The organism is Streptomyces sp. JJ36, assembly GCF_021696945.1.
Lineage (GTDB): Bacteria > Actinomycetota > Actinomycetes > Streptomycetales > Streptomycetaceae > Streptomyces.
Genome location: NZ_JACYHE010000014.1, coordinates 1 through 19888 on the forward strand (window position 1 = coordinate 1; position 19888 = coordinate 19888).

The 19888-nt window shown below is 74.3% G+C and carries 19 protein-coding genes and 1 pseudogene; 18 read left to right on the forward strand and 2 right to left on the reverse strand.

Going from position 1 to position 19888, the window contains the following annotated elements; translation table 11 throughout:
- The first annotated feature begins 127 nt into the window (after positions 1–127).
- From HOY81_RS08155 to HOY81_RS08165, 3 genes and pseudogenes are all read left to right on the forward strand, one after another.
- Positions 128–418 (forward strand): hypothetical protein, encoded by a 291-nt coding sequence (locus HOY81_RS08155; RefSeq protein ID WP_237319563.1) that lies wholly within the window; start codon positions 128–130, stop codon positions 416–418.
- A 47-nt stretch (positions 419–465) separates the two neighbouring features.
- Positions 466–735, forward strand: a pseudogene (locus tag HOY81_RS08160) (hypothetical protein); the annotation flags it as partial.
- A 466-nt stretch (positions 736–1201) separates the two neighbouring features.
- Positions 1202–1414, forward strand: coding sequence for a hypothetical protein (locus HOY81_RS08165; protein ID WP_237319564.1), 213 nt, complete (start codon positions 1202–1204; stop codon positions 1412–1414).
- A 378-nt stretch (positions 1415–1792) separates the two neighbouring features.
- Here the strand turns inward: HOY81_RS08165 and HOY81_RS08170 are convergent, their stop codons facing one another.
- Positions 1793–2215 carry a hypothetical protein gene (locus HOY81_RS08170; protein ID WP_237319565.1) on the reverse strand — a complete coding sequence of 141 codons (423 nt, stop codon included), beginning with the start codon at positions 2213–2215 and terminating at the stop codon, positions 1793–1795.
- 122 nt (positions 2216–2337) lie between these two features.
- On the opposite strand from HOY81_RS08170, the gene HOY81_RS08175 reads away from it, so the two are divergent.
- From HOY81_RS08175 to HOY81_RS08225, 11 genes are all read left to right on the forward strand, one after another.
- On the forward strand, positions 2338–2967 hold the full coding sequence (locus tag HOY81_RS08175; protein WP_237319566.1) for a hypothetical protein: 630 nt from the start codon (positions 2338–2340) through the stop codon (positions 2965–2967).
- Positions 2968–3272: 305 nt separating this feature from the next.
- A complete protein-coding gene (locus HOY81_RS08180) occupies positions 3273–4493 on the forward strand; it encodes a phage tail protein (protein WP_237319567.1) in 1221 nt (406 codons plus the stop codon).
- 6 nt (positions 4494–4499) lie between these two features.
- A complete protein-coding gene (locus HOY81_RS08185) occupies positions 4500–5852 on the forward strand; it encodes a hypothetical protein (RefSeq protein ID WP_237319568.1) in 1353 nt (450 codons plus the stop codon).
- 10 nt (positions 5853–5862) lie between these two features.
- On the forward strand, positions 5863–6804 hold the full coding sequence (locus tag HOY81_RS08190) for a phage tail domain-containing protein (protein ID WP_237319569.1): 942 nt from the start codon (positions 5863–5865) through the stop codon (positions 6802–6804).
- A gap of 220 nt (positions 6805–7024) precedes the next feature.
- The gene (locus HOY81_RS08195; protein WP_237319570.1) at positions 7025–8233 is read left to right on the forward strand and encodes a hypothetical protein; all 1209 of its coding nucleotides are present in this window, start codon (positions 7025–7027) and stop codon (positions 8231–8233) included.
- Positions 8234–8241: 8 nt separating this feature from the next.
- A complete protein-coding gene (locus HOY81_RS08200; protein WP_237319571.1) occupies positions 8242–9354 on the forward strand; it encodes a hypothetical protein in 1113 nt (370 codons plus the stop codon).
- A gap of 6 nt (positions 9355–9360) precedes the next feature.
- Complete coding sequence (locus tag HOY81_RS08205) at positions 9361–10074, forward strand: hypothetical protein (protein ID WP_237319572.1); 714 nt, start codon at positions 9361–9363, stop codon at positions 10072–10074.
- An 89-nt stretch (positions 10075–10163) separates the two neighbouring features.
- The gene (locus tag HOY81_RS08210) at positions 10164–11624 is read left to right on the forward strand and encodes a phage tail protein (protein WP_237319573.1); all 1461 of its coding nucleotides are present in this window, start codon (positions 10164–10166) and stop codon (positions 11622–11624) included.
- A 165-nt stretch (positions 11625–11789) separates the two neighbouring features.
- A complete protein-coding gene (locus HOY81_RS08215) occupies positions 11790–12716 on the forward strand; it encodes a peptidoglycan-binding protein (protein ID WP_237319574.1) in 927 nt (308 codons plus the stop codon).
- 236 nt (positions 12717–12952) lie between these two features.
- Positions 12953–13195 (forward strand): hypothetical protein, encoded by a 243-nt coding sequence (locus tag HOY81_RS08220; protein WP_237319575.1) that lies wholly within the window; start codon positions 12953–12955, stop codon positions 13193–13195.
- Positions 13182–13451, forward strand: a complete 270-nt coding sequence (locus HOY81_RS08225) for a hypothetical protein (RefSeq protein WP_237319576.1) — start codon at positions 13182–13184, stop codon at positions 13449–13451. The genes HOY81_RS08220 and HOY81_RS08225 overlap by 14 nt, the downstream gene beginning before the upstream one ends.
- A gap of 346 nt (positions 13452–13797) precedes the next feature.
- Here HOY81_RS08225 and HOY81_RS08230 read toward each other — a convergent pair whose 3' ends face one another.
- The gene (locus tag HOY81_RS08230; RefSeq protein ID WP_237319577.1) at positions 13798–14805 is read right to left on the reverse strand and encodes a DUF3027 domain-containing protein; all 1008 of its coding nucleotides are present in this window, start codon (positions 14803–14805) and stop codon (positions 13798–13800) included.
- A gap of 574 nt (positions 14806–15379) precedes the next feature.
- Here HOY81_RS08230 and HOY81_RS08235 point away from each other — a divergent pair.
- The 4 genes from HOY81_RS08235 to HOY81_RS08250 all read left to right on the forward strand — a co-directional run bounded on the left by HOY81_RS08235 (position 15380) and on the right by HOY81_RS08250 (position 19555).
- Complete coding sequence (locus tag HOY81_RS08235; protein WP_237319649.1) at positions 15380–16690, forward strand: MFS transporter; 1311 nt, start codon at positions 15380–15382, stop codon at positions 16688–16690.
- 26 nt (positions 16691–16716) lie between these two features.
- Positions 16717–17208: a DUF2771 domain-containing protein gene (locus HOY81_RS08240; RefSeq protein ID WP_237319578.1), complete on the forward strand. Its 492-nt coding sequence runs from the start codon at positions 16717–16719 to the stop codon at positions 17206–17208.
- Positions 17209–17892: 684 nt separating this feature from the next.
- Positions 17893–18624, forward strand: coding sequence for a futalosine hydrolase (mqnB, locus tag HOY81_RS08245; protein WP_237319650.1), 732 nt, complete (start codon positions 17893–17895; stop codon positions 18622–18624).
- Positions 18617–19555: a 1,4-dihydroxy-6-naphthoate synthase gene (locus HOY81_RS08250; protein ID WP_237319579.1), complete on the forward strand. Its 939-nt coding sequence runs from the start codon at positions 18617–18619 to the stop codon at positions 19553–19555. The genes mqnB and HOY81_RS08250 overlap by 8 nt, the downstream gene beginning before the upstream one ends.
- The last annotated feature ends 333 nt before the right edge of the window (positions 19556–19888 follow it).

Genomic DNA, 19888 nt, shown 5'->3' on the forward strand with positions numbered 1-19888 from the left:
ATCATGGCGGACCCGTCCTTCGCCTGATCCCTCCGGCCGTACGGCCACCCCGGCCCGTACCACCGCCTCCCTCCCGGGGGCGGCACACCACCTCTGCCCTCCCGGACACCAGCCCAAGGAGCCACACATGTCCGCGTTCGACGTCAACGCCGCCCGCGCCCAGCGCCAGGAGGCGCTCGGTCGCACCTGGTCCTTCACCCTGGACGACGACACCTTCGAAATGCCCAACGAGCTCAGCCGCCGCACCGCCCGCGAGCTGCGCGAGCTGGACGACAACGACATCGACGGGCTGCTGCGACTGCTCCTCGGGGAGCAGCAGTTCGCGCGCTTCAACCGGCACGACGTCTCCATGCAGGACGTCGCCGCCATCCTGGAGGCGTACGGCAAGGAGACGGGGCTCGGCCTGGGGGAAGGCTGAGCCTCGACGCGTTCGTCGACGAACACGCCGAGGCACTCGAGGCCGACCTGCTCCGCTACTACGGCGTCGACCTGCTCGACTGGCACCGCGGGCGGTTGACCACCCGGCGGCTCGGCGTGCTCGTCCGGCACCTCCCCCACGACAGCGAGGTGAACCGGGCGCTGCACGGCGAGGCGGCGGAGTGGAGCGTGGGCGACTACCTGCTGGCCGCCGCGGTGGACCACCTGGCGGCCGCGAACTGGATGACCGCCACGCTCAACCGGGACGAGGACGACGAGCCGCCGGAGTACCCCGAGCCGGTGCCCCGGCCGGGGGCCGGGGACGGGGCCGCAGACGGCGACGACGAGGGCCCGGACGGCCCCGAGGGGCCCGGAGACGGGTCCGCGGGCGCGGCTGCGGACGGTGCGTCAGGCGGCCCCGTACGGGCATCCGCAGGGCCCGGCGCACCCGCCGCCGGGCAGCAGCCCGAGACCGGGGGCGACGACGCGGAGCCGCCGCGGGCCCCCGTCCGCGGCCCCTCGGCGGCCGAACTGGCCCGCTTCTTCGGGTGAGTCGGCCGGCCTGCCGTACGCCGGCCCCCGCCGCACCCGGTGCGGTGGGGCCGGCGGGGCCGCAGGGGCAACGTTCAACAACTCCCCCGAATGAATATTCGATTTTCCACCGGCGGAGTCGTATCCTGACGCTGGGTACACGATCCGCCACACGGGTTCCGGGTGCCCGTCCCCCCACGCACGCCATCAGTGCAGTCCAGAGCCGTGACGAGTGCGAGGAACGGTGAACCGGGTGACCACAGAGCGCAACGACGGCACACACGACGATACGGAGGCGAGCCTGCACCGGCTGCTCACCGGGATACTGCGGCGCCTCGACACGCCCGCGCGGGAGGCCCTCCTGCACGCGGTGGACAGCGAGCTGCACGCCCGCGACGCCCGCGCCTACGCCAGCGGCTGGCAGGACGCCGTCGCCTCCCTCACCACCGCCCCACCGCCGCAGTGACCGGCCCCGGGCCGGGCCCGGGCCCCGGAAACGCCTACACCCCCGCCCGCTGGACATCCCCCTGCGGGCCGGCCTGACCGGCCGGGCTGGTTGCGGCCGGGGGTCTCGGCTGGTCGTTCCGGCGTTTCCGCTGGACGGAGCCGCCGACGAGGCTCCGCGCACGCTGTGCGGGCTGGTCGCCTCCGAGGACGTGCGCCGCATCGTCCCGACAGCCGCACCCCGCACCGGACTTCGACCGCAGTACCAGCGCCTGACACGCCGTCCGCTGCCGCGACCAGCCCCGAAGCACCCTCCATGAACGGACAACTCCAACGACAACGACTTCGGCCCGGCATCCGCCCCTCCTGGAAGCAGCCAAGCAAAATCCGGCTCAGGACACTAGATGCGCGCGAAAGTCACCAGCAGGAAGACACCCACGACGAGGACCGCATAGCCAGCGATCAGATGACCGCGAATTTTCTCGGCCGTGACGGGATAGATTTCCGCTCTGTCCGGCCTCGACAGGAGGCCGGACGTGGTCACCCCGTACACGACCTCAATGCTCTGCCCAGCAGCCGGCTGCATCTGTTGGGACGCCTTCCCGACCGTCCGCCTCTCGTTCCCAGCCTGGTCCCGGAATAGTAAAACGGGAAGAACTCCATTGCGCGTGACGCGGTGCGAAACGCATACAGCAGTCGCTCTTTTCCCTTCACTCTGCAATCTTCTGAGCCGCCTGACTTCGCCGAAGGTGAGACGGCCGAATTGATGCATCAGGGCGATGACCACCATCACCAGAAAGAACTTAAGGAGTACATGAGCCATCGGACGATGATACGACGCGTGTGACAGGTTGTCCATCGCCATAGGCAGCGTCAGACGCAACACTTCATGCTTACCGGCGCCCGGATGGCCGGACACGGCACCGAAATCAAGAGGGGTCGAACATGACTCAGAACGTAACCCGAGACAACATCGTACAGATCCTCCGGGAACCCGAGATCATATCAGAGCTCAAGAGCAGCCTGGACGCGAAGGCGGCGGAGAGCCGGGACACCTTCGAGAGCTGGGCGGACAGAACTCACGGTGACGACATCAACGCGTCGGACCAGGCGATATACGCAAGCAACCAAGCCCTGAAATGGGACCCCAGCCTTGTCGCCCTTTCCCCGGAGGTCCTCTCAGTTGATGAGCGTGGCATAAGCCTCCTGGGTGTCGAGGTCACATGGCCTTGGACCAGGTGGCTGCAGCAGGAGTGGGAGCAGGGTCGCCCCGGCCAGGGCAGCGAGGTGGCCGGGGTGACGGAAGAAAGCCAGAAGTGGCGTCGGAGCACCGAAAAGACGCTGAAGTCACACAGCGCCTCCCTGAAGGAGCTGCTGAAGGATCGCCTCGACAAAGCCGGCCGTCAGCGGGCTGGGGTCGAGCGGCAGGCAGCTGCGGCCCGCTCTCGGCGCATGCAGGGCCTCCTCGGCCCGTCTTCCGAGAACTTGCGTCGGGCAGCGGGCCTGGATCGCCAGGCAGCGGAGCTGGAAAGACTGGAAGAGGCCACACGCGGACTCATGTCAGCGCTCGGCTGAACGGCCGACCACATCGTGCGCCGGTGATACCGGAGAAGAGCAACGAAGCCAGGGCTGAAGCGGGCAGGTCCCGGCGCGGCGGCCGGCGAGTTGCAGACGGCGCCAGGGCGGGGGCCACCCGGTTGAACACCGTGGCCCAAGCGCTGCGCAACGTCCGGGAGGAAACGGTACGGCTGGACCGAGAATTCGCATAGAACGATACCGCTGGTTCTCATTTCAACGACGGAACTCGTCGGATGTGCTCGTCGCTTCCCGGAAGGTCTCCCCAGCTGAGGAGCCCCGAACACCAGTAGATAGGTTTGACCATGTCCCTTGCAAGCTCACTCAACCGGGCCTCCGGCTCGTTGCGGCAGTTCAAGGCCGCGTCGGGGGTGGCCGGGAGGGCCGCCGCCGGACTGGGGCGGCAGGCCGGTGCCGCCGACAAGAACGTCGGGAAGATCAAGACCGGCGTCAAACAGACGAACAAGGAACTGAAGACGATGAAGCGGGCGGCCGACCAGGCCGCCCGTTCCGTGTCCAAGGTGGGGAAGCAGGCCGTGAAGGGCGGCCCGCAGATGAGTCGCTACCAGCGCGGCCTGAAGAAGGCCACCGGCGGCTTCAAGGCGCTCAACAAGGAGATGCGCGGCAACATCTTCGGCCTGCTGCTGTCCCTGCTCACCCCCATCATCGAGAAGATCGTGTCGATGATGGCCCGGTCGAAGGCCCTGCAGAAGGTCATGAAGAAGGTCTTCGCGGTGGTCGGCAAGGTCATCAAGAAGGCCATGAAGATCATCGGCCCGATCCTCAAGACCCTGGGCCGGGTCTTCAAGCAGGTCTTCAACGGCATCCGGAAGGCCGTGACGGTGGTCGTGAAGGTCATCGTCAAGGTGGTGAAGACCTACTTCGCCATCTGGAAGAAGATCATCACCACCGCCTTCAAGGTGGTCCGCAGCGTCATCGGCGCCGTGATGAACGGCATCCGCCGGGTCATCAGCCCCGTCGTGAACTGGATACGGAACACCGTCCCCGGCGCCTTCCGGCGGGTCAGCGACAAGATGCGGCAGATCTGGGGCCGGCTCTCCGGCATCGCCCGGCGCGCCTTCAACGGCGTCAAGAACGCCGTACGCGGCCCGGTCAACGCCGTGATCGGCCTGATCAACGGCGCCATCCGCCGCATCAACGGCATCAAGGTCTCCATCCCCGGCTGGGTCCCGATGGTCGGCGGCAAGACCTTCGGCGTCAGCCTGCCGACCATCCCCCGCCTCGCCGAGGGCGGCGTCGTCACCCCGCGTTCCGGCGGCGTGCCGGCGATCCTCGCCGAGGCCGGAGAGGCCGAGGCCGTGCTGCCGCTGTCCAAGCTGGAGTCGCTGCTGGGCCGTACGGCCGCCGCCGCGCGGCAGCCCGCCGGCGCGGGCGCGTACGGGGGAGCCGGTGCCGGCTACGCGGCCGGCGGCGGCTTCCACATCGAGCACTACTACGCCACCGAGGTCAGCGACCCCCAGGAGACCGCCGAGGCGCTGCTGTTCCTCGCCAAGGCCCGGGGGTGACGCCGGATGAGCATCGCCATGCTCGCCCAGGCGGGCCCGGCCTTCCGTACGTTCGGCGGGGCGCTCGGGCAGGCCCGGCGCGGGCTCGCCGCCGACCGGCGGGGCGTGGCCGCCGCGTCCCGGGCGGCCGGGGCGCTGCGCAACGGCACCGCGCAGGCCCAGCGTGAGCTGCGCCGCGTCGCCCCGGCGGCCCGTACGGCCGGCCCGGCCCTGCTCGGGCTCGGCCGCCGCAGCGCCGCCGCCCGCCCGCAGGTCGACCGGGGACGGGCGAAGCTGCGGGGCGCCAACCGGGAGCTGAAGCAGCTCAAGCGCCAGGCGTCCACGGCTTCCCTGCTGATGACCGTGAACGGCCGGGGCGCCACCGTGATGACCAAGCTCAGCACCGTCTTCGGCCGGGTCACCAAGCTCGGTGCCGGGGTGATGAAGCTGGTCAACACCGTGATGAAGGCCAACCCGTGGGGTCTGGTGCTCGGCCTGCTCACCCCGCTCATCGCCTACCTGATCGACCTCGCGGTCAACTCCAAGACCGGCCAGCAGATCATGCAGAAGGTCACCACGACCGTGATGAAGACCGTGCAGGCCGTCTCCAAGGCGATCCTGCCGGTGGTCACGGTGGTGGCGAAGATCGCCCTCGCCTATGTGCAGGGCTATCTCACGGTGATCCGCACGGTGGTCGTCTGGCTGGTGCAGTTCGTGCGGGACCCGATGGGCGCCATCCGCCGGCTCGTCCGCGCCGTCGGCAACGGCATGCGCCGCACCGCCCGCGCCGTCTTCGGCGGCCTGCGGCGGGTGGTCGACGGGGTGCTGGGGTGGATCACCGACAAGCCCCGGCGGATGTTCGACCGCGTCGTGGGCGCGCTCCGGGGCACCCTGAACGGCATCGGCGGCCTGCTCACCACCGGCATGCAGCTCGTGCTGCACGTGATGAAGGCACCGCTCAACGGCCTCATCGGCTTCGCCAACTGGGTGATCGACGGCCTCAACAGCCTCAGCTTCTCGATCCTCGGCAAGAAGTTCGGCGTCGACCTGCCGAAGATCCCGCAGCTCGCCGAGGGCGGCGTCGTACGGGCCCGGCGCGGCGGCGTGCCCGTGGTCGTCGCGGAGGCCGGCGAGGCCGAGGCGGTGCTGCCGCTCTCCGCGCTCCAGCAGCTGATGGACACCACCGCCCGCCGCGCCACCGCCACCCGCGCGCCCGGCGGCCGCCTGGAGCACTACGCCGAACCCGCCGGGCGGGGCGCCCACGGCGTGGCCGAGGACCTGCTCTTCCTCGCCCGCGCCGGCGCCTCCACCGCGCCCCCGCCGCTCCCGCCGTACCCGCCGCCGGCCCTCGCGGCCCCCGGACCCGAACCAGGAAGGTGACGGCACCACCATGATCGACACCAGACAACTCCACACCGACCAGGGGCGTCCCGGCTCACTGATCACCCGCGACGGGCAGATCCAGTGGGCCGGGATTCTCTTCGGGCCCGGCACCCCGTACGCGGTCGACGCCAAGGGCATCACCGGCTGGGACGACCTGCCGGCCCTGGACTCCGGCGACGTGCCGCGCCCGGACCAGCACGGTTCCTGGCCCGGCGCCCGCTGGGCCAAGCCCCGCACCGTCGGCGCCACCGTCTGGCTGCTGCCCGACGCGCCGCGCCACGCGCACGCGGTGATGCAGGAGTTCCGCGCCGCGACCGGCCTGCACGACGGCGAGTCCTGGCTCGCCGTCCGCCTGCACGGCGAGACCCTGGCCTGCCGGGCCCGGGTGGACCGCCGGGTGATCCCGCAGGACCGGGCGTACGTCACCCAGGGCGCGGCCAAGGCGAGCCTCCAGTGGATCGCCACCGACCCGCGCCGCTTCGAGGCGCAGCAGCGGCAGGCCCGCGCCACGCTGCCGCTGCCCGAACAGGGACTGCGCTGGAACGAGGCGGGCGGCACCGGCCAGGGGCTCGCCTGGCCGCTGGACTGGGGCACCGCCGGGCAGGCCGGCACGGCCTCCGTCGTCAACGACGGCTCCGCCGCCGCACACCCGGTGATCGAGCTGCGCGGCCCCGTGCAGCGGCCGCGGCTGACCCGGCTGACCGACGGCCGCCGGCTCCAGTACGACCTCGCACTCGGCGCCGGCGACGTACTGACCGTGGACACCCACGCCGGCACGGTGCTGCTCAACGGCACCACCTCCCGGCTCTACACCGCGACCCCGGACTCCTCGCCCGAGCAGCTCTTCACGCTCGAGCCCGGCACCACGCCCCTGGTGTTCCGCTCCGACGACACCACCCCGGACCCGAACGCCTCGGTCACCGTCCGCTGGCGCAACGCCCACTGGTGACCGCGGCGGCCGCGCGGCCGTCGGCCACGCCGTCGCCTTCCGGCGCGTCACCGCCGGGCAGCGGACGCGCCCGTGCCGCCCGCCGCACCGGAGGCGCTTGTACGCCTCCGGCCGACCGCACGGCTCCCGGGAACCCCGTACCGCCGCGCCCGGCGACCGCGGCACCGCCCCGCGGCCCGCACCCACCCCTTCACCCGATCCGTCCACCAGGAGGACTCGCATGCCCATCCGCAGCGCATGGCTGATCAACCGCACCGACACCACCACCGGCCAGTCCCGCACCGACACCCGGCTGGCCCCGACCGGCACCATGTCCCCGCAGGGCCTGCTGGGTTCGCGGGACGGCGTCATCCCCGGCTCCCCGGACGGCCAGTACGTCATGGGCGGCCTCTACGTCTTCGGTGACACCGCCGGGATGACGGCCTCCGTCGCCCCCGGCCGCGCCGTCGTGCAGAGCCGCAACGAGCAGGCCGGGGCGTACCCGGTGGTACTCACCGACTACTCCGCGGTGACCCTCGCCGACGGCGACGCCAACAACCCGCGCATCGACCTCGTCGTGGTGCGGATCTACGACGCGCAGCACGACTCCTCGGGCCGCACCGAAGCCGTGCTGGAGGTGGTGCCCGGCACCCCGGCCGCCGACCCGCAGGCGCCGGAGACCCCCGCCCACTCCCTCGCGCTGGCCGAGATCACCGTCCCGGCCGGCGCCTCGGTCGGCACCGGCGGCATCGACTGGGCCAACGCGGTGGCCGACCGCCGCCGCCCGACCGTCGCCGTCGGCGGCGTCATCCCGCAGAGCTGGGGCGACGGCTTCGACGGCGCCTACCCCGGCCAGTACCGGGACAACGGCGCCCACCTGGAGCGCTGGGACGGCACCGCCTGGCTGCCGTACGCCCGGCAGCTCGGCGGCGTCGCCCCGGAGGGCGAGGTGGCCACCGGCCAGTACGTCGGCCAGTACCGCGACGAGGGCGGCACGCTCCAGCGCTGGGACGGCGCGGTATGGCAGCAGGCGGCACCCGCGGCCGCCTTCGCGTACCACAACGACGGCGGCTACTGCGAGACCAGCGCCTGGTCGGAGAGCGTCACGAGCACCGACGGCCCCGTCGTCACCGCCACCTTCACCGCCCCGGCCTCCGGCCGTGTCGTGGTGACCGTCGGCTTCCGCGGCCGGGCGGGGGCCTCCGACAAGCAGGCGCAGGTCTCCGCCCGCATCCGGCAGAGCGGCAGCGGCGCGCTGGTGCTGGAGGCGGACGACGTACGGGCCGCGCACGTGGAGGGCACACCGGACATCGCTGTCTCCGACCAGTTCCCGGTGACCGGCCTGGAGCCCGGCACCGAGTACACCGCGACGCTGACCTACCGGTCGTCCGTCCAGGGCGTCTCCGCCTGGTTCGACAACCGGTACGTGCGCGTCGACCCGATGCAGTGAGGCGGCCCATGCGGAACCACCACGACACGGCCACCGCCGCCTACCGGGCGCTCTTCTGCGACCTGCGCACCGACCGGGTGGTGGACGTCCTGCCGCTGACGGACGCCAAGTTCGACGACTACATCGGCAAGCCCGGTTCGCTCTCCGCCACCGTCCCGCTCCCCAACGAGGCCCTGGCCCGCCGTGCCCGTACGGCGCTGCGCCCCGGCCGCACCGCGGTGTGGCTGGAGCGGAACGGCGACCTGTGGTGGGGCGGGGTGCTGTGGACCTGCACCCCCTCCTCCGACCAGCAGGGCCGGATGAAGGTGCAGTTCCAGGCCGCGACCTTCGACTCGTACCTGGAGCACCGGGTGCTCTCCTCCGACCTGTCGGGCACCGCGACCGACCAGTTCGACATCGTGCGGCTGCTCGTCGCCCATGTGCAGGCGCAGCCCGGCGGGGACATCGGCCTGCGGGTCAGCCCGGCGATGTCCGGGGTGCACCGGGACTTCGCGTACGGGTACGCGGCCCTGGCCCGGGTCCGGGAACTGCTGGACAAGCTGGGGCAGCTCGACGACGGGTTCGAGTGGCGGGTGCACTGCTACCGGGACGGCCAGGGCCGCAGGATGAAGGAACTGCGGCTCGGCCACCCGGAGATCCGGGCCGGCCACGCCGACCTGGTGCTCGACCACCCGGGCTCGCTGCTCACCTACAGCCTGCCGTCCGACGCCACCGTGCAGGCCAACGTGTGGGTGGCGCGCGGCGAGTCGGCCAACAGCGACCAGTCGCAGGAGTCGGTGCCGCTGACCGTGCGGCACGTCGACTCCGCCGACATCGCGGGCGGCTGGCCCCGGCTGGAGGGCAGCTCCGACCACAGCTCGGTCTCCGACGAAGAGACCCTGCACTCCCTCGCCCGTGCCGAACTCGCCCGGCACCGGCGGCCGGAGACCATCCCGCAGGTGACGGTACGCCTGGACGGCACCGTCGCCCCGGGGCTGCTGGGGGCGCGGCTGCGGCTGCGCATCCACGACCTCTGGCACCCGGACGGGGCCGACCTGCGCCACCGCATCGTCGGTCTCGCCGTGAACCCGCCGCAGCGCGGCAAGCCGGAGACGGCGACGCTCTATCTGGAAGGGGTGTGACCGGCCATGGCGATCATCCCCACCGACCTGCTGGACCGGCTCCGCGCGCTGGAGCGGCAGGTACGGGAGCTGATGGGCAGCGCCAACACCGCGCCGCCCATGAACCACATCAGCGGCGGCGACGTCGTCATCGGCGACGGCGGCAGCCTGCGGGTGCGCACCGCGCTCGGGGAGGACCTGCTCTACCTGGGGCGGGTGCCGCCGGACTGGACGGACGGCAGCCCGCAGCAGGGGCTGATGCTCCGCCGTGACGACGGCACCCTCGCCCTCAGCGTGCGGACCAGCACGCCGGACACGCTGCCCGCGCAGCCGGTGGAGGTCCGGGACCGGCAGGGCAACGTGGTCGTCGCGGACGACGCCATGCGGTACGGGCTGGCCCGGCCGTACGTGCCGTACCCGCTGCCGGCACCGGTGGACACCGCGCTGTGGGAGTCCACCGGCGCGGTGGCGTGGACGACGCTCTACGAGGGTCCCGGGCTGGCCCAGCACCCCCGGCTGTACTGCCGCGTCGCGGCGGAGGGCGATCCGGGGGCGGAGCTGCGGCTGCTCGTGGACGACGAGCAGGTCGGGCCGGCCGGCGGTCCGGACGGGCTGGAGTTCACCGCCCCGCTGGGCGCGGAGTTCGGCGCGGCGGTCACCTTCGCCGTCCAGGCCCGGGTGGCCACGGCCGGCGACACCGTCCGCTGCCGCCCCCTGGCCCTCTACGGCGTCCAGTCCTGACCCCGCGGCTGCGCCCCGCCGGGCCGGGCGCCCGCCGCCCGGCCCGGCCCCGCGCCCCACACCCCTCTTCGACGCAAGGAGATCCCTTCGTGCTTCCTGCATCCATCCCCACCGTGACCGTGTCCGCGCGGTACCTGAGCCCCGACGGGCGTCCGCTGTCCGGCTCCGTCGAGTTCCGGCCGCCCGCGATGCTCACCCACTCCGCCACCGACGTCTTCGTCGGCGGCCCGACCGTCGCCCGCCTCGACGCCGAGGGCCGGATCAGCCTCGCGCTGCCCGCCACCGACGGCGACGGCTGGAACCCGGCCGAGTGGACCTACACCGTCAGCGAGCGGCTGTCCGGCGTGCGGAACCCGCGCACGTACCAGGTCGCGCTCCCCGCCGCCCAGACCACCGTGGACCTGGCCGACCTGGCGCCCGCCGACCCCGCCACGCCCGACTACGTGGCCGTGCCCGGCCCGCCCGGGCCGCAGGGCGAGCCGGGCCCGCAGGGACCGGCGGGCGAACCCGGCCTGGTCCGGTCCGTGAACGGCGTCTCTGAGCCCGACATCGTCCTGGCCCCCGGCGACCTCGGTGCAGTGCCGCAGGCGTCGGTGGGCGCGCCGGACGGTGTCGCCGGGCTCGGCCCGGACGGCGTCGTCCCGGTGAGCCAGCTCCCCGCCGGCACCGGGGAGGGCGTCTCCTCGGTCAACGGCCAGACCGGCGCGGTGGTACTCACCGCGACCGACGTCGGCGCCCTCGACCAGGCCACGGGCGACGCCCGCTACCTGGGCATCGACGCCGCCCCGGTGAAGTCCGTCAACGGCCTCACCGGCGACGTCACGCTGACCGCCGCCGAGGTGTCGGCGGTGGCGGCGGGCGAGGCGGTGCTGCTCGCCGGCGACCAGCAGGTGGAGGGGGCGAAGACCTTCACCACCCCGCCGGCCACCACCGCCGACCCGGCCGGGGCCGACCAGCTCGCCCGGCGCGGCTACGTCGACTCCGTCTCCGCCGCAGGCACCTGGTCGCCGTCCGTCTTCGGCTTCTCCGGCTGGTCCTTCGACCCGGCCACCACGGACGCCACCTCCGCGCAGTACTGCATCAACGGCTGGCTGTACCTCATCGGCGTGCCGCTGCACGCACCGACGACCGTGCGGAACGTCGTGTTCTACGTCGCCGGCTACGCGGGCAACGGCGCCCTCAGCAGCAGCTCGTACGCCGGGCTCTACACCTCCGGCGGCACCCGGATCGGGCGCACCGCCTCGCTGGACACGCTGATCCCGGCGACGAGCGGCGAGACCGTCGTCTGCCCGCTCGACGCCCCGTACGCCGCCCAGCCGGGCTACTACTGGATCGCCCTGCTCATCAACGGTCCCGACCCGAGGAACTCCGGCCCGGGCTTCATCCGCGGCGCCAGCATCGGCGCGTGGCCGGGCGGCAGCGCCCGGATGCCGGGCACCTTCGTCCGGCACGGGCGGCTGTCCACCACCGGGCAGACCTCGCTGCCCTCCTCGTTCAACCCCTCCGCGGTGGAGGACGACTCCAACGCCATCTGGGCCGCGCTGTCCTGATCCCGGCGATGCCGTCCCGGCGCCCGCGAACATCCGGGCGGCCCCGCCCGTACGTACCGGCGGGACGCACGGCGTCCCGCCCCCGTCCACCCGGCCCCGCTCCGGAGCACACCGCAGCAGTGCGGCGCTCCGGGCGGGGCCCTTCTTCCTTCCGGAGGACCTCCCATGGCCACACCCCTGACCGCCGACCGGCTCGTCGCCGCCCTGCGCCGGGAGGGCGTACGGGTCGTCGAGCACCGCTCCTGGCGCACGCACAACCGGAACCACAAGGGCGCCTGGGGGCCGGTCAACGGAGTGATGATCCATCACACCGTCACCAGCGGCACCGACGCCAGCGTCCGGCTCTGCTACGACGGCTACAGCGGCCTGCCCGGGCCGCTCTGCCACGGCGTCATCGCCAAGGACGGCACGGTGCACCTCGTCGGCAACGGCCGCGCCAACCACGCCGGGCTCGGCGACGACGAGGTACTGCGCGCCGTGATCCGCGAGGACTCCTCGCTGCCGTCCGTGAACGAGAACAACACCGACGGCAACGCCCGCTTCTACGGCTTCGAGTGCGTCAACCTCGGCGACGGCGACGACCCGTGGCCGGACGCCCAGCTCGAGGCGATCGAGCGGGCGAGCGCCGCGATCTGCCGCGCCTACGGCTGGCACGCGGAGAGCGTCGTCGGCCACAAGGAGTGGCAGGTCGGCAAGATCGACCCGCGCGGCTTCTCCATGGAGGGCATGCGGCGCCGGATAGCCGACCGGCTCGCGGGAGGCCGCGACGGGGACGACGCCTCCGGTGGGGACGACGGGGCGGACGGCTGCCACGGGGACGGCGGGGGCGACAGCAGCCCCCGTTACCAGCCGTTCCCGGGGGCCGACTGGTTCCACCCGGCGCCGCGCTCGGCGATCGTCACGGCGATGGGCGAGCGTCTGGTGGCCGAGGGCTGCTCGGCGTACGCGGTCGGCCCCGGGCCGCAGTGGACCGACGCGGACCGGCGCTCGTACGCGAAGTGGCAGCACAAGCTGGGCTTCCGCGGCGCGGACGCGGACGGCTGGCCGGGCCGCACCTCCTGGACGGCCCTGAAGGTGCCGTACCAGGGGTGAAGGGGTGTGACGGCCGGGCCGGGGGCGAGCGCCCGGGGCGCGGGGCCGGGAGGCGGGGCCGCAGGGCGGAGGCCGGGCGCCGTCGCGCCGAAGCCTTCCCCGTCCCCGCCGGCCCGGACGTCCGCGGGTCCGGACGCCCGCCGGCCCCCGACAACCCGCCGGCCCGGACGCCCCCAGAACCCGTAGGACCCGTAGGACCCGAACGCCCCGTTGGACCCGTTCTGAAAGGAAGAGACATGTCCGAAGCCGCGATCCGCACCGCCCGGACGGTTCTGCAGACCGCCGTCGCGCTGGCCGTCGTCCTGCCCGCAGTGGTCGAGGCCTCCGGTGTCCCGGAGACCCTGCCCTGGGTCGCCGGCGCACTGGCCGTGGCCGGCGGGCTGGCGCGCGTGATGGCCCTGCCCCAGGTGCAGGCGTTCCTGCCGCGCCGGCTGCGCATCGAGCTGCCGGAGGAGGTGGGTACGCGTGACCGGCGGTGATCCGGAGGCGGACGTCCCGGCCGCCGTCGCCCTGGAGCTGGAACGGCTGCGCGGCACCGTCGAGGCCGGGTTCACCCGGGTCGACGGCGCGCTGGCGCTGCTGGTGCAGCGGAACGACCAGACCGACAAGCAGCTCGACGACCACGAGGCCCGCATCGACGCCCTGGAACGCACCCGCTGGCCGCTGGCCAGCCTGACCGCCCTGGCGGCGGTCGCCGGAGCGGTCCTCGCCGCCTGGCAGCTCGCCGGGCACTGACCGGGGTCGGGGCGCGGGGCGCCGGGCGTGCCGGGCACCTGCGGCCCGGCACGCCCGGCCCTTCGGCCCGCGCCCGCAGGCACGGCGCCCACGGTCCGCACGACTGCGGGCCATGGGCGACCCTCGCCCGGGAGGGGTGAAGGTCACTACGTGGCCCCAGCCCAGGGCGGCCCGCAGCCGCCGGCCCGCGCGCGCCCCACGGCACCCCGGGTCGGCACCCGCACCGAGTCCTGGCACGCACCGCCGCACGGCCGCGACTACGACAACGGCACCGCCGCACGGAAACAGCACCGCCGCACGGCAGCCGGTGCCGGCACCGAACGGCCACAGGCACGGTGCGTCGCCGTCACTCCGCGCCGGCGGGCTCCCCCTGCACGCCCCCGGCCTGCGAGGCACCGCCCTCCGCAGAACCCCCGGCGGAACCGTCCGCGCCCGCGGACTCCCCCGCGGACTGCTTGTCGTGGAGCTGCATCGGCTCGGCGCGGGTCTCGTCGATCACCGGGGGCGGCGGCTGCGGCGGCTTGGGCATGACAGCGGCCTCCGAGTGCCCGCCGCAGCCGAAGCTGAGGGAGACCACGCGCCCGTCTGCGGGGCTGTACTCGTTCGCGCACACCCCGAACGCCTGCCGGAGGGACCCGGACAGCGGCATCAGGAAGCCGCAGGTGGCACAGGAAGCGGGCGCGGCCTGCGCCATGGGGGTCTTGGGCCCGTGCGTCTCCTCCCAGCGGTCGGCCGCCTCGTGCAGGCCGTACCGGGAGAGGACCCGGGCGCGCGCCATACCCAGCTCCTCCGCGACGGCGCCGATACTGCCGCGCTCCGGCGGCCCGGCCTGGGCTCGGGCGAAGCCGGGGGAGATCTCGACGTCCTCCTCCTCGGCGAGCTCCCCCGCCTCCTCCATGAGGTGGACCTCCTCGGAGACCACCGAGTTGGGGGGTGGCGTGTCCTCGCCGGTGTAGCCCGGCTCCAGGCGGAGGTCGTCGGCCTCGGTCGGGAGCAGGTCCCCCGGACCGAGGTCGCCGGGGCGCAGCCGTTCGCTCCACGGCACCCACTCCGGGGCGAGCAGCGCGTCGGGACCGGGCAGCAGCACCGTCTCGTCCAGGGTGACGACCTTCGCGCGGGAGGCACGGGTCACCGTGGCGGCCCAGCGCCAGCCGCGGTAGCCGGGCTCGTGGGACTCGAAGAAGTGCGTCACGACGCGGTCGCCCTCGGCGACCGCCTCGATCCAGTCGCCGACCGTGCCGGGGCGAGCGGCCTCCTCAGCTCCCTCGCGCGCCAGTTCGACGGCCTCGGCGCAGAGCCGGTCCGGCGTACGGGAGGAACGGCGGCTTCGCTGGTTTCGCGTGGCGGCACTCATGCAGCACTCACAAGAATCGTCTCTCCTGCGCCGTAGCGCCCTCGTCGCAGACCGGGCCGTGCCCCCGTACGGCCGCGTGGGGCGGGTGGCGGACGGAGCGGGACCTGGGAGCCGCTGCGGACGTCCGTGCCCGCACTCGAGGGCCGTGCGGAGCGCACCGTCCACCCACGCTACCCCACCACGCCGGGGGCGCGTCCCCCGGATCGCCCGCCCCGCGCACGACGGCGCGGCAGCGCGTCGCATGCGCCTGCCGCCGCGGCGACGCACCACGCGCACCCGGAGGCCGCACCACCCGCACCATGGAAGACACACGCATCCCCCGCCGGGAGCAGCACGCCCCCGTTCCCGACCCACACCGTCCCCGCACGCGCCCCCGCCCCCCACGCCCCACGCACATCCCCCTCCACCCCACTCACCCCGCCCGCGCGCCGCGCCGCCGCCTCTCCCCGATCCGTGGCGCGGTGGCGCGGTAGCGCGCGGCATCTGGGGCACACTGAACGGCGTGGCTGCCGACGAGGCGTACCTGGATGGTGACGAACGGCCCGCGCGCGTCCGCCCGGGACGGCTCCAGCGCGTGGGTGGTGCCGTGCGTCGCCCGCCCGCCGCACTCGCCCGCCGCATCCGGCGGGCCACGCACGCGCACGGCGCGGGCGAGTCCGGACTGGGCAAGCTGATCGAGCTGCACGCGGTGAACGCCGCGGGCGACATGCTCATCACGGTCGCCCTCGCCTCCACCATCTTCTTCTCCGTGCCGACGGCCGAGGCGCGCGGCCGGGTGGCGCTCTACCTGCTGGTGACGATGGCGCCGTTCGCGCTGCTGGCGCCGGTGATCGGCCCGCTGCTGGACCGCATACCGCACGGCCGCCGGGCGGCGATGGCCGCCGCGATGCTGGCCCGGGCGCTGCTGGCGCTCACCCTGGCCGGCGCGGTGGCCACGGGTGACCTGGAGCTGTACCCGGCGGCGCTCGGCGTGCTGGTCTCCTCGAAGGCGTACGGCGTGGTCCGCTCCGCCGTGGTGCCGCGGCTGCTGCCGCCCCGTATCTCTCTGGTCCGGGCGAACTCGCGCGTCACCCTCTCCGGGCTGCTGGCCACCGGCGCGGCGGCACCCGTCGGCGCGGGGCTGCACCAACTGGGCCCGGCCTGGCCGCTGTACGGCGCGATGGCGCTCTTCGTGCTCGGCGTCTTCCTCTCCTTCTCGCTCGACCACAAGGTCGACTCGGCGAAGGGCGAGGCCCGGGTGCGGCTCGGGCCGGCGCACCTGCCGGGCCGCGGTGAGAAGGCGCCGCGGCCCGGGCTGCGGACGGTGGGCGCCCCCGTGCGCAACGGCCTGGTGGCCAACTCGTGTGTGCGCGCCCTCTCCGGCTTCCTGATCTTCTTCCTCGCCTTCCTGCTCCGGGAGGAGCCGCTGGCCGGCATGTCGGCGGCCGTCTCGCTGGGCCTGGTCGCGGTCGCGGCCGGCACCGGCAACGCGCTGGGCACCGCGATCGGGGCGTGGCTCAAGGCGCGCGGCCCGGAGGTGATCATCGCCACGGTGCTGGCCTGCGCGCTGGGCGCGACGGTGCTGGCGGCCGCCTTCTACGGCACTCCCACGGTCGCCACGGTCACCGCGACGGCCGGGATCGTGCAGGCGCTGGCCAAGCTGTCGCTGGACGCGCTGATCCAGCGGGACGTGCCGGAGGAGGTGCGGACGTCCGCCTTCGCCCGCTCGGAGACGCTGATGCAGATGTCGTGGGTGGTGGGCGGCGCCATCGGCATCTCGCTGCCGCTGGTCGGCACCCTGGGCATGTCGGTCGGGGCGGCGATCGTCGCCGTGGGCACGCTCACGGCGGTACGCGGCGTGCTGCTGTCGTCCCGCCGGGGGACGCCGCACCCGCGCGTGGCCTGACGGGGACCGCCCGGTAGCCTGCCCGCATGACCTACGCGATCCCCGGCAGGCGGCGCGGCCTGCGCGCCGCTTCCGCCGTCGGTGCCGTGTCCCTCGGCCTGCTCGCCCTCTCCGCCTGTGAGAAGCCGACCCCGCTGACGACCGTGACCGTCGGCGACACCACGGTGACCACCGAGGCCGCCTGCTACGAGGACGGCGACAAGCTCGCCCAGAAGAAGTTCGGGAAGTGCCTCGAGAAGAAGGCCGAGGAGTCCATCACGGTGGAGGCCGGGGAGAAGATCCGTTTCGGGGTCGAGCCGGCCATGGCCGAGACCGGCTGGATGCTCTTCGTCAACGGTCAGCCGGTGCTTCCGGAGCCCGTCGACCAGACCTACCGCTCCTTCCCGGGGGACGCGTTCTTCCAGCAGCAGGGCGGGGCCGGCGGCGGCGAGCCGCAGAAGACCCAGGTCAGCGTCGTGGAGACGAAGGACGGCGACGTCTACGGCGTCTGGCACCTCCGCATCGAGCGCGCCGGCTAGCCTGCGGCGCCCCGCCGTGGACGGGCTTACGGTGGTCGCAGGCCGCCGGGACGCCCGGCGCACCGGGTGTGCGCCGCGGCCGGTGACGCGGCGGAGAAGGCGGCCGAGGATCGGTACGGCCGCCGCCGCGCCGGCGGCGGCCCGGCGAAGCGGAAGCGGGTGACGCGGATGCGGATTCTCATCGTCACGGCCGTGCCGCAGGAGCGGGACGCGGTCGCGGGCGCGGCCCGGGAGGCCCTGGCCGGACCGGCGTTCGGCGCCACCGGGCCCCGGGATCTGGACACCGTCGCGCTGCCGGGTGGCCGGCTGGTGCTGCACCGGGTCAGCCGCGCGGCTCCGGAGCCCTCGCCCACCCCGGCCCGCCCGGGCACCACGGCCGCCGCCGCGGGCGACGCGGCCGGCCCGCGCTCCGCGACCACGACGACGACCACCGGCGCCGGGGGCCCGGTCGCCTCACCGCACCGCGTGGCCGCCCCTGGGCCGGGCGGTGCCGCACGGCCCGCCGGAACGGCGGGGGCCGGGGAGGCCCGTGCCGGTGACGGCGCCCACCTCCCCGGCGGGCCGCCGGGGCCCGGCGAGGACACCGCCGACGGCGTGCCTCCCGGTGCGGTGACGGTTCCCGGTGTCGGGCGCGGCCGGCACCAGGAGCGCCCCGGGACGCCCGGCACGATCGCGGTGGTGGACGTGCTCGCCGCCGGTGCCGGACCGGGAGCCGCGGCCGCGGGTGCGGCCACCGCGCTGACCGCCGCCGAGGTGGGCGAGGAACCGTACGACCTGGTGATCTCCGCGGGCATCGCCGGCGGCTTCGAGACCGCGTTGCGCGGCGGCACCCGGGCGGGGGCCGGCGCAGGACCGGGCGCAGAGCCGGGCGACGGCACGGGCACCCGCACGACGAGCGACAACACCGGCACCGGCACCAGCCCAACGGACACCGGCACGCGCACGGACACCGGCACCCGCCGCCCGGAGGTGGCCGTCGCCGTGGCGTCCTCCGTGGTCGCCGCCGACCTGGGCGCGGACACCGCCGCGGGCTTCGCCTCCGTCGCCGAGCTGGGCTTCGGCACCGCCGAGCACCGGCCCCCGCAGGAACTGGTACGCGCCGTCGCCGACGCCGCCGGTGCCGCGACCGGCCCGGTGCTGACCGCCTCCACGGTGACCGGCACCGCGGAGCGCGCCGCCGAGCTGGCCGCCCGGTATCCGGGCGCGGTCGCCGAGGCGATGGAGGGCTTCGGGGTGGCGGAGGCCGCCGCCGCGCACGGCGTGCCGGTGCTGGAGGTCCGTACGGTCTCCAACCCCGTGGGGCCGCGGGACCGCGCGGCCTGGCGGATCCCGGAGGCGCTGGCGGCGCTCGCCGGGGCCTTCGAGAAGACGATCCCGGTCCTCCTCGACCGGAGAGCTTGGAGCGACGATGGCTGAGCAGCGCCCCGGGAGTCCCGTGCGCATCGCCTACTCCCCCTGCCCCAACGACACCTTCGTCTTCGACGCCTGGGCGCACGGGCGAATCCCGGGCGCCCCGCCGCTGGACGTCACCTTCGCGGACATCGACGTCACCAACGGCATGGCCGAGCGCGGGGAACTGGACGTGCTCAAGGTGTCGTACGCCGTGCTGCCCTGGGTCCTCGAGGAGTACGCGCTGCTGCCCTGCGGGGGCGCGCTGGGCCGGGGCTGCGGCCCGCTGGTGCTCACCCGCGGCCCGGACGGGCCGGAAGCCGGGGGCGGGGGCCCGGCCGGGGCGCGGGCCGGCGGCCTGCATGTGGTGGGGGCCGGGACGGGCGGGGCGAGCCTGCGCGGCCGGACGGTCGCGGTGCCGAGCGAGCGCTCGACGGCGTATCTGCTGTTCCGGCTGTGGGCCGCCGACCAGGTCCCGGGCGGAGTCGGCGAGATCGTGGTGCTGCCGTTCCACGAGATCATGCCGGCCGTGCGGGACGGCAAGGTGGACGCCGGGCTGGTGATCCACGAAGCGCGCTTCACCTATCAGGAGTACGGGCTGCACTGCCTGGCCGACATGGGCGAGCACTGGGAGCGCACCACCGGGCTGCCCATCCCGCTGGGTGCGATCATCGCCCGCCGGTCGCTGGGCGCGGACACGCTGCGGTCCCTCGCGGACGCCGCCCGCGCCTCCGTACGGATGGCGTGGGACGACCCGGAGGCGTCCCGCCCGTATGTGCTGGAGCACGCCCAGGAGATGGACCCGCGGGTGGCGGACCAGCACATCGGGCTGTACGTCAACGAGTTCACCGCCGAGCTGGGTGAGGACGGCTACGCCGCGGTGCGGGGGCTGCTCACCCGGGCGGCGGCGGAGGGCCTGGTGCCGCCCCTCGGTCCGGACGCCCTGCGCTTCCCCTGAGACGCACCTGACGCACCTGACGCGCGCGCCCCGCCGCCGGGCTGCTGCCCGGCCGTACGACGGACCCCGGCCGGGGCGCACTCCCGGGCAGGGCGGCAGCCCCCGTCCCCACGCACCGGAGCCCGGCGGCGACCCCTCCTGGGTCCCCTCCGGGCTGCGCGGGCCGGGCGGGCGGGCCGGGCGGGCGCCCGGCACGCCGCGGATCACTTCGTCTGGTGCCGGTTGTCCTCGGTGTGGGTCATGTCGGACGGTCCCCCCTCGAGACGCGCGACCGGGCACGGCAGGGCAGCCTGCATAACGCCCTGAATGCCGAAATGTCCCTCAGGACGTCGG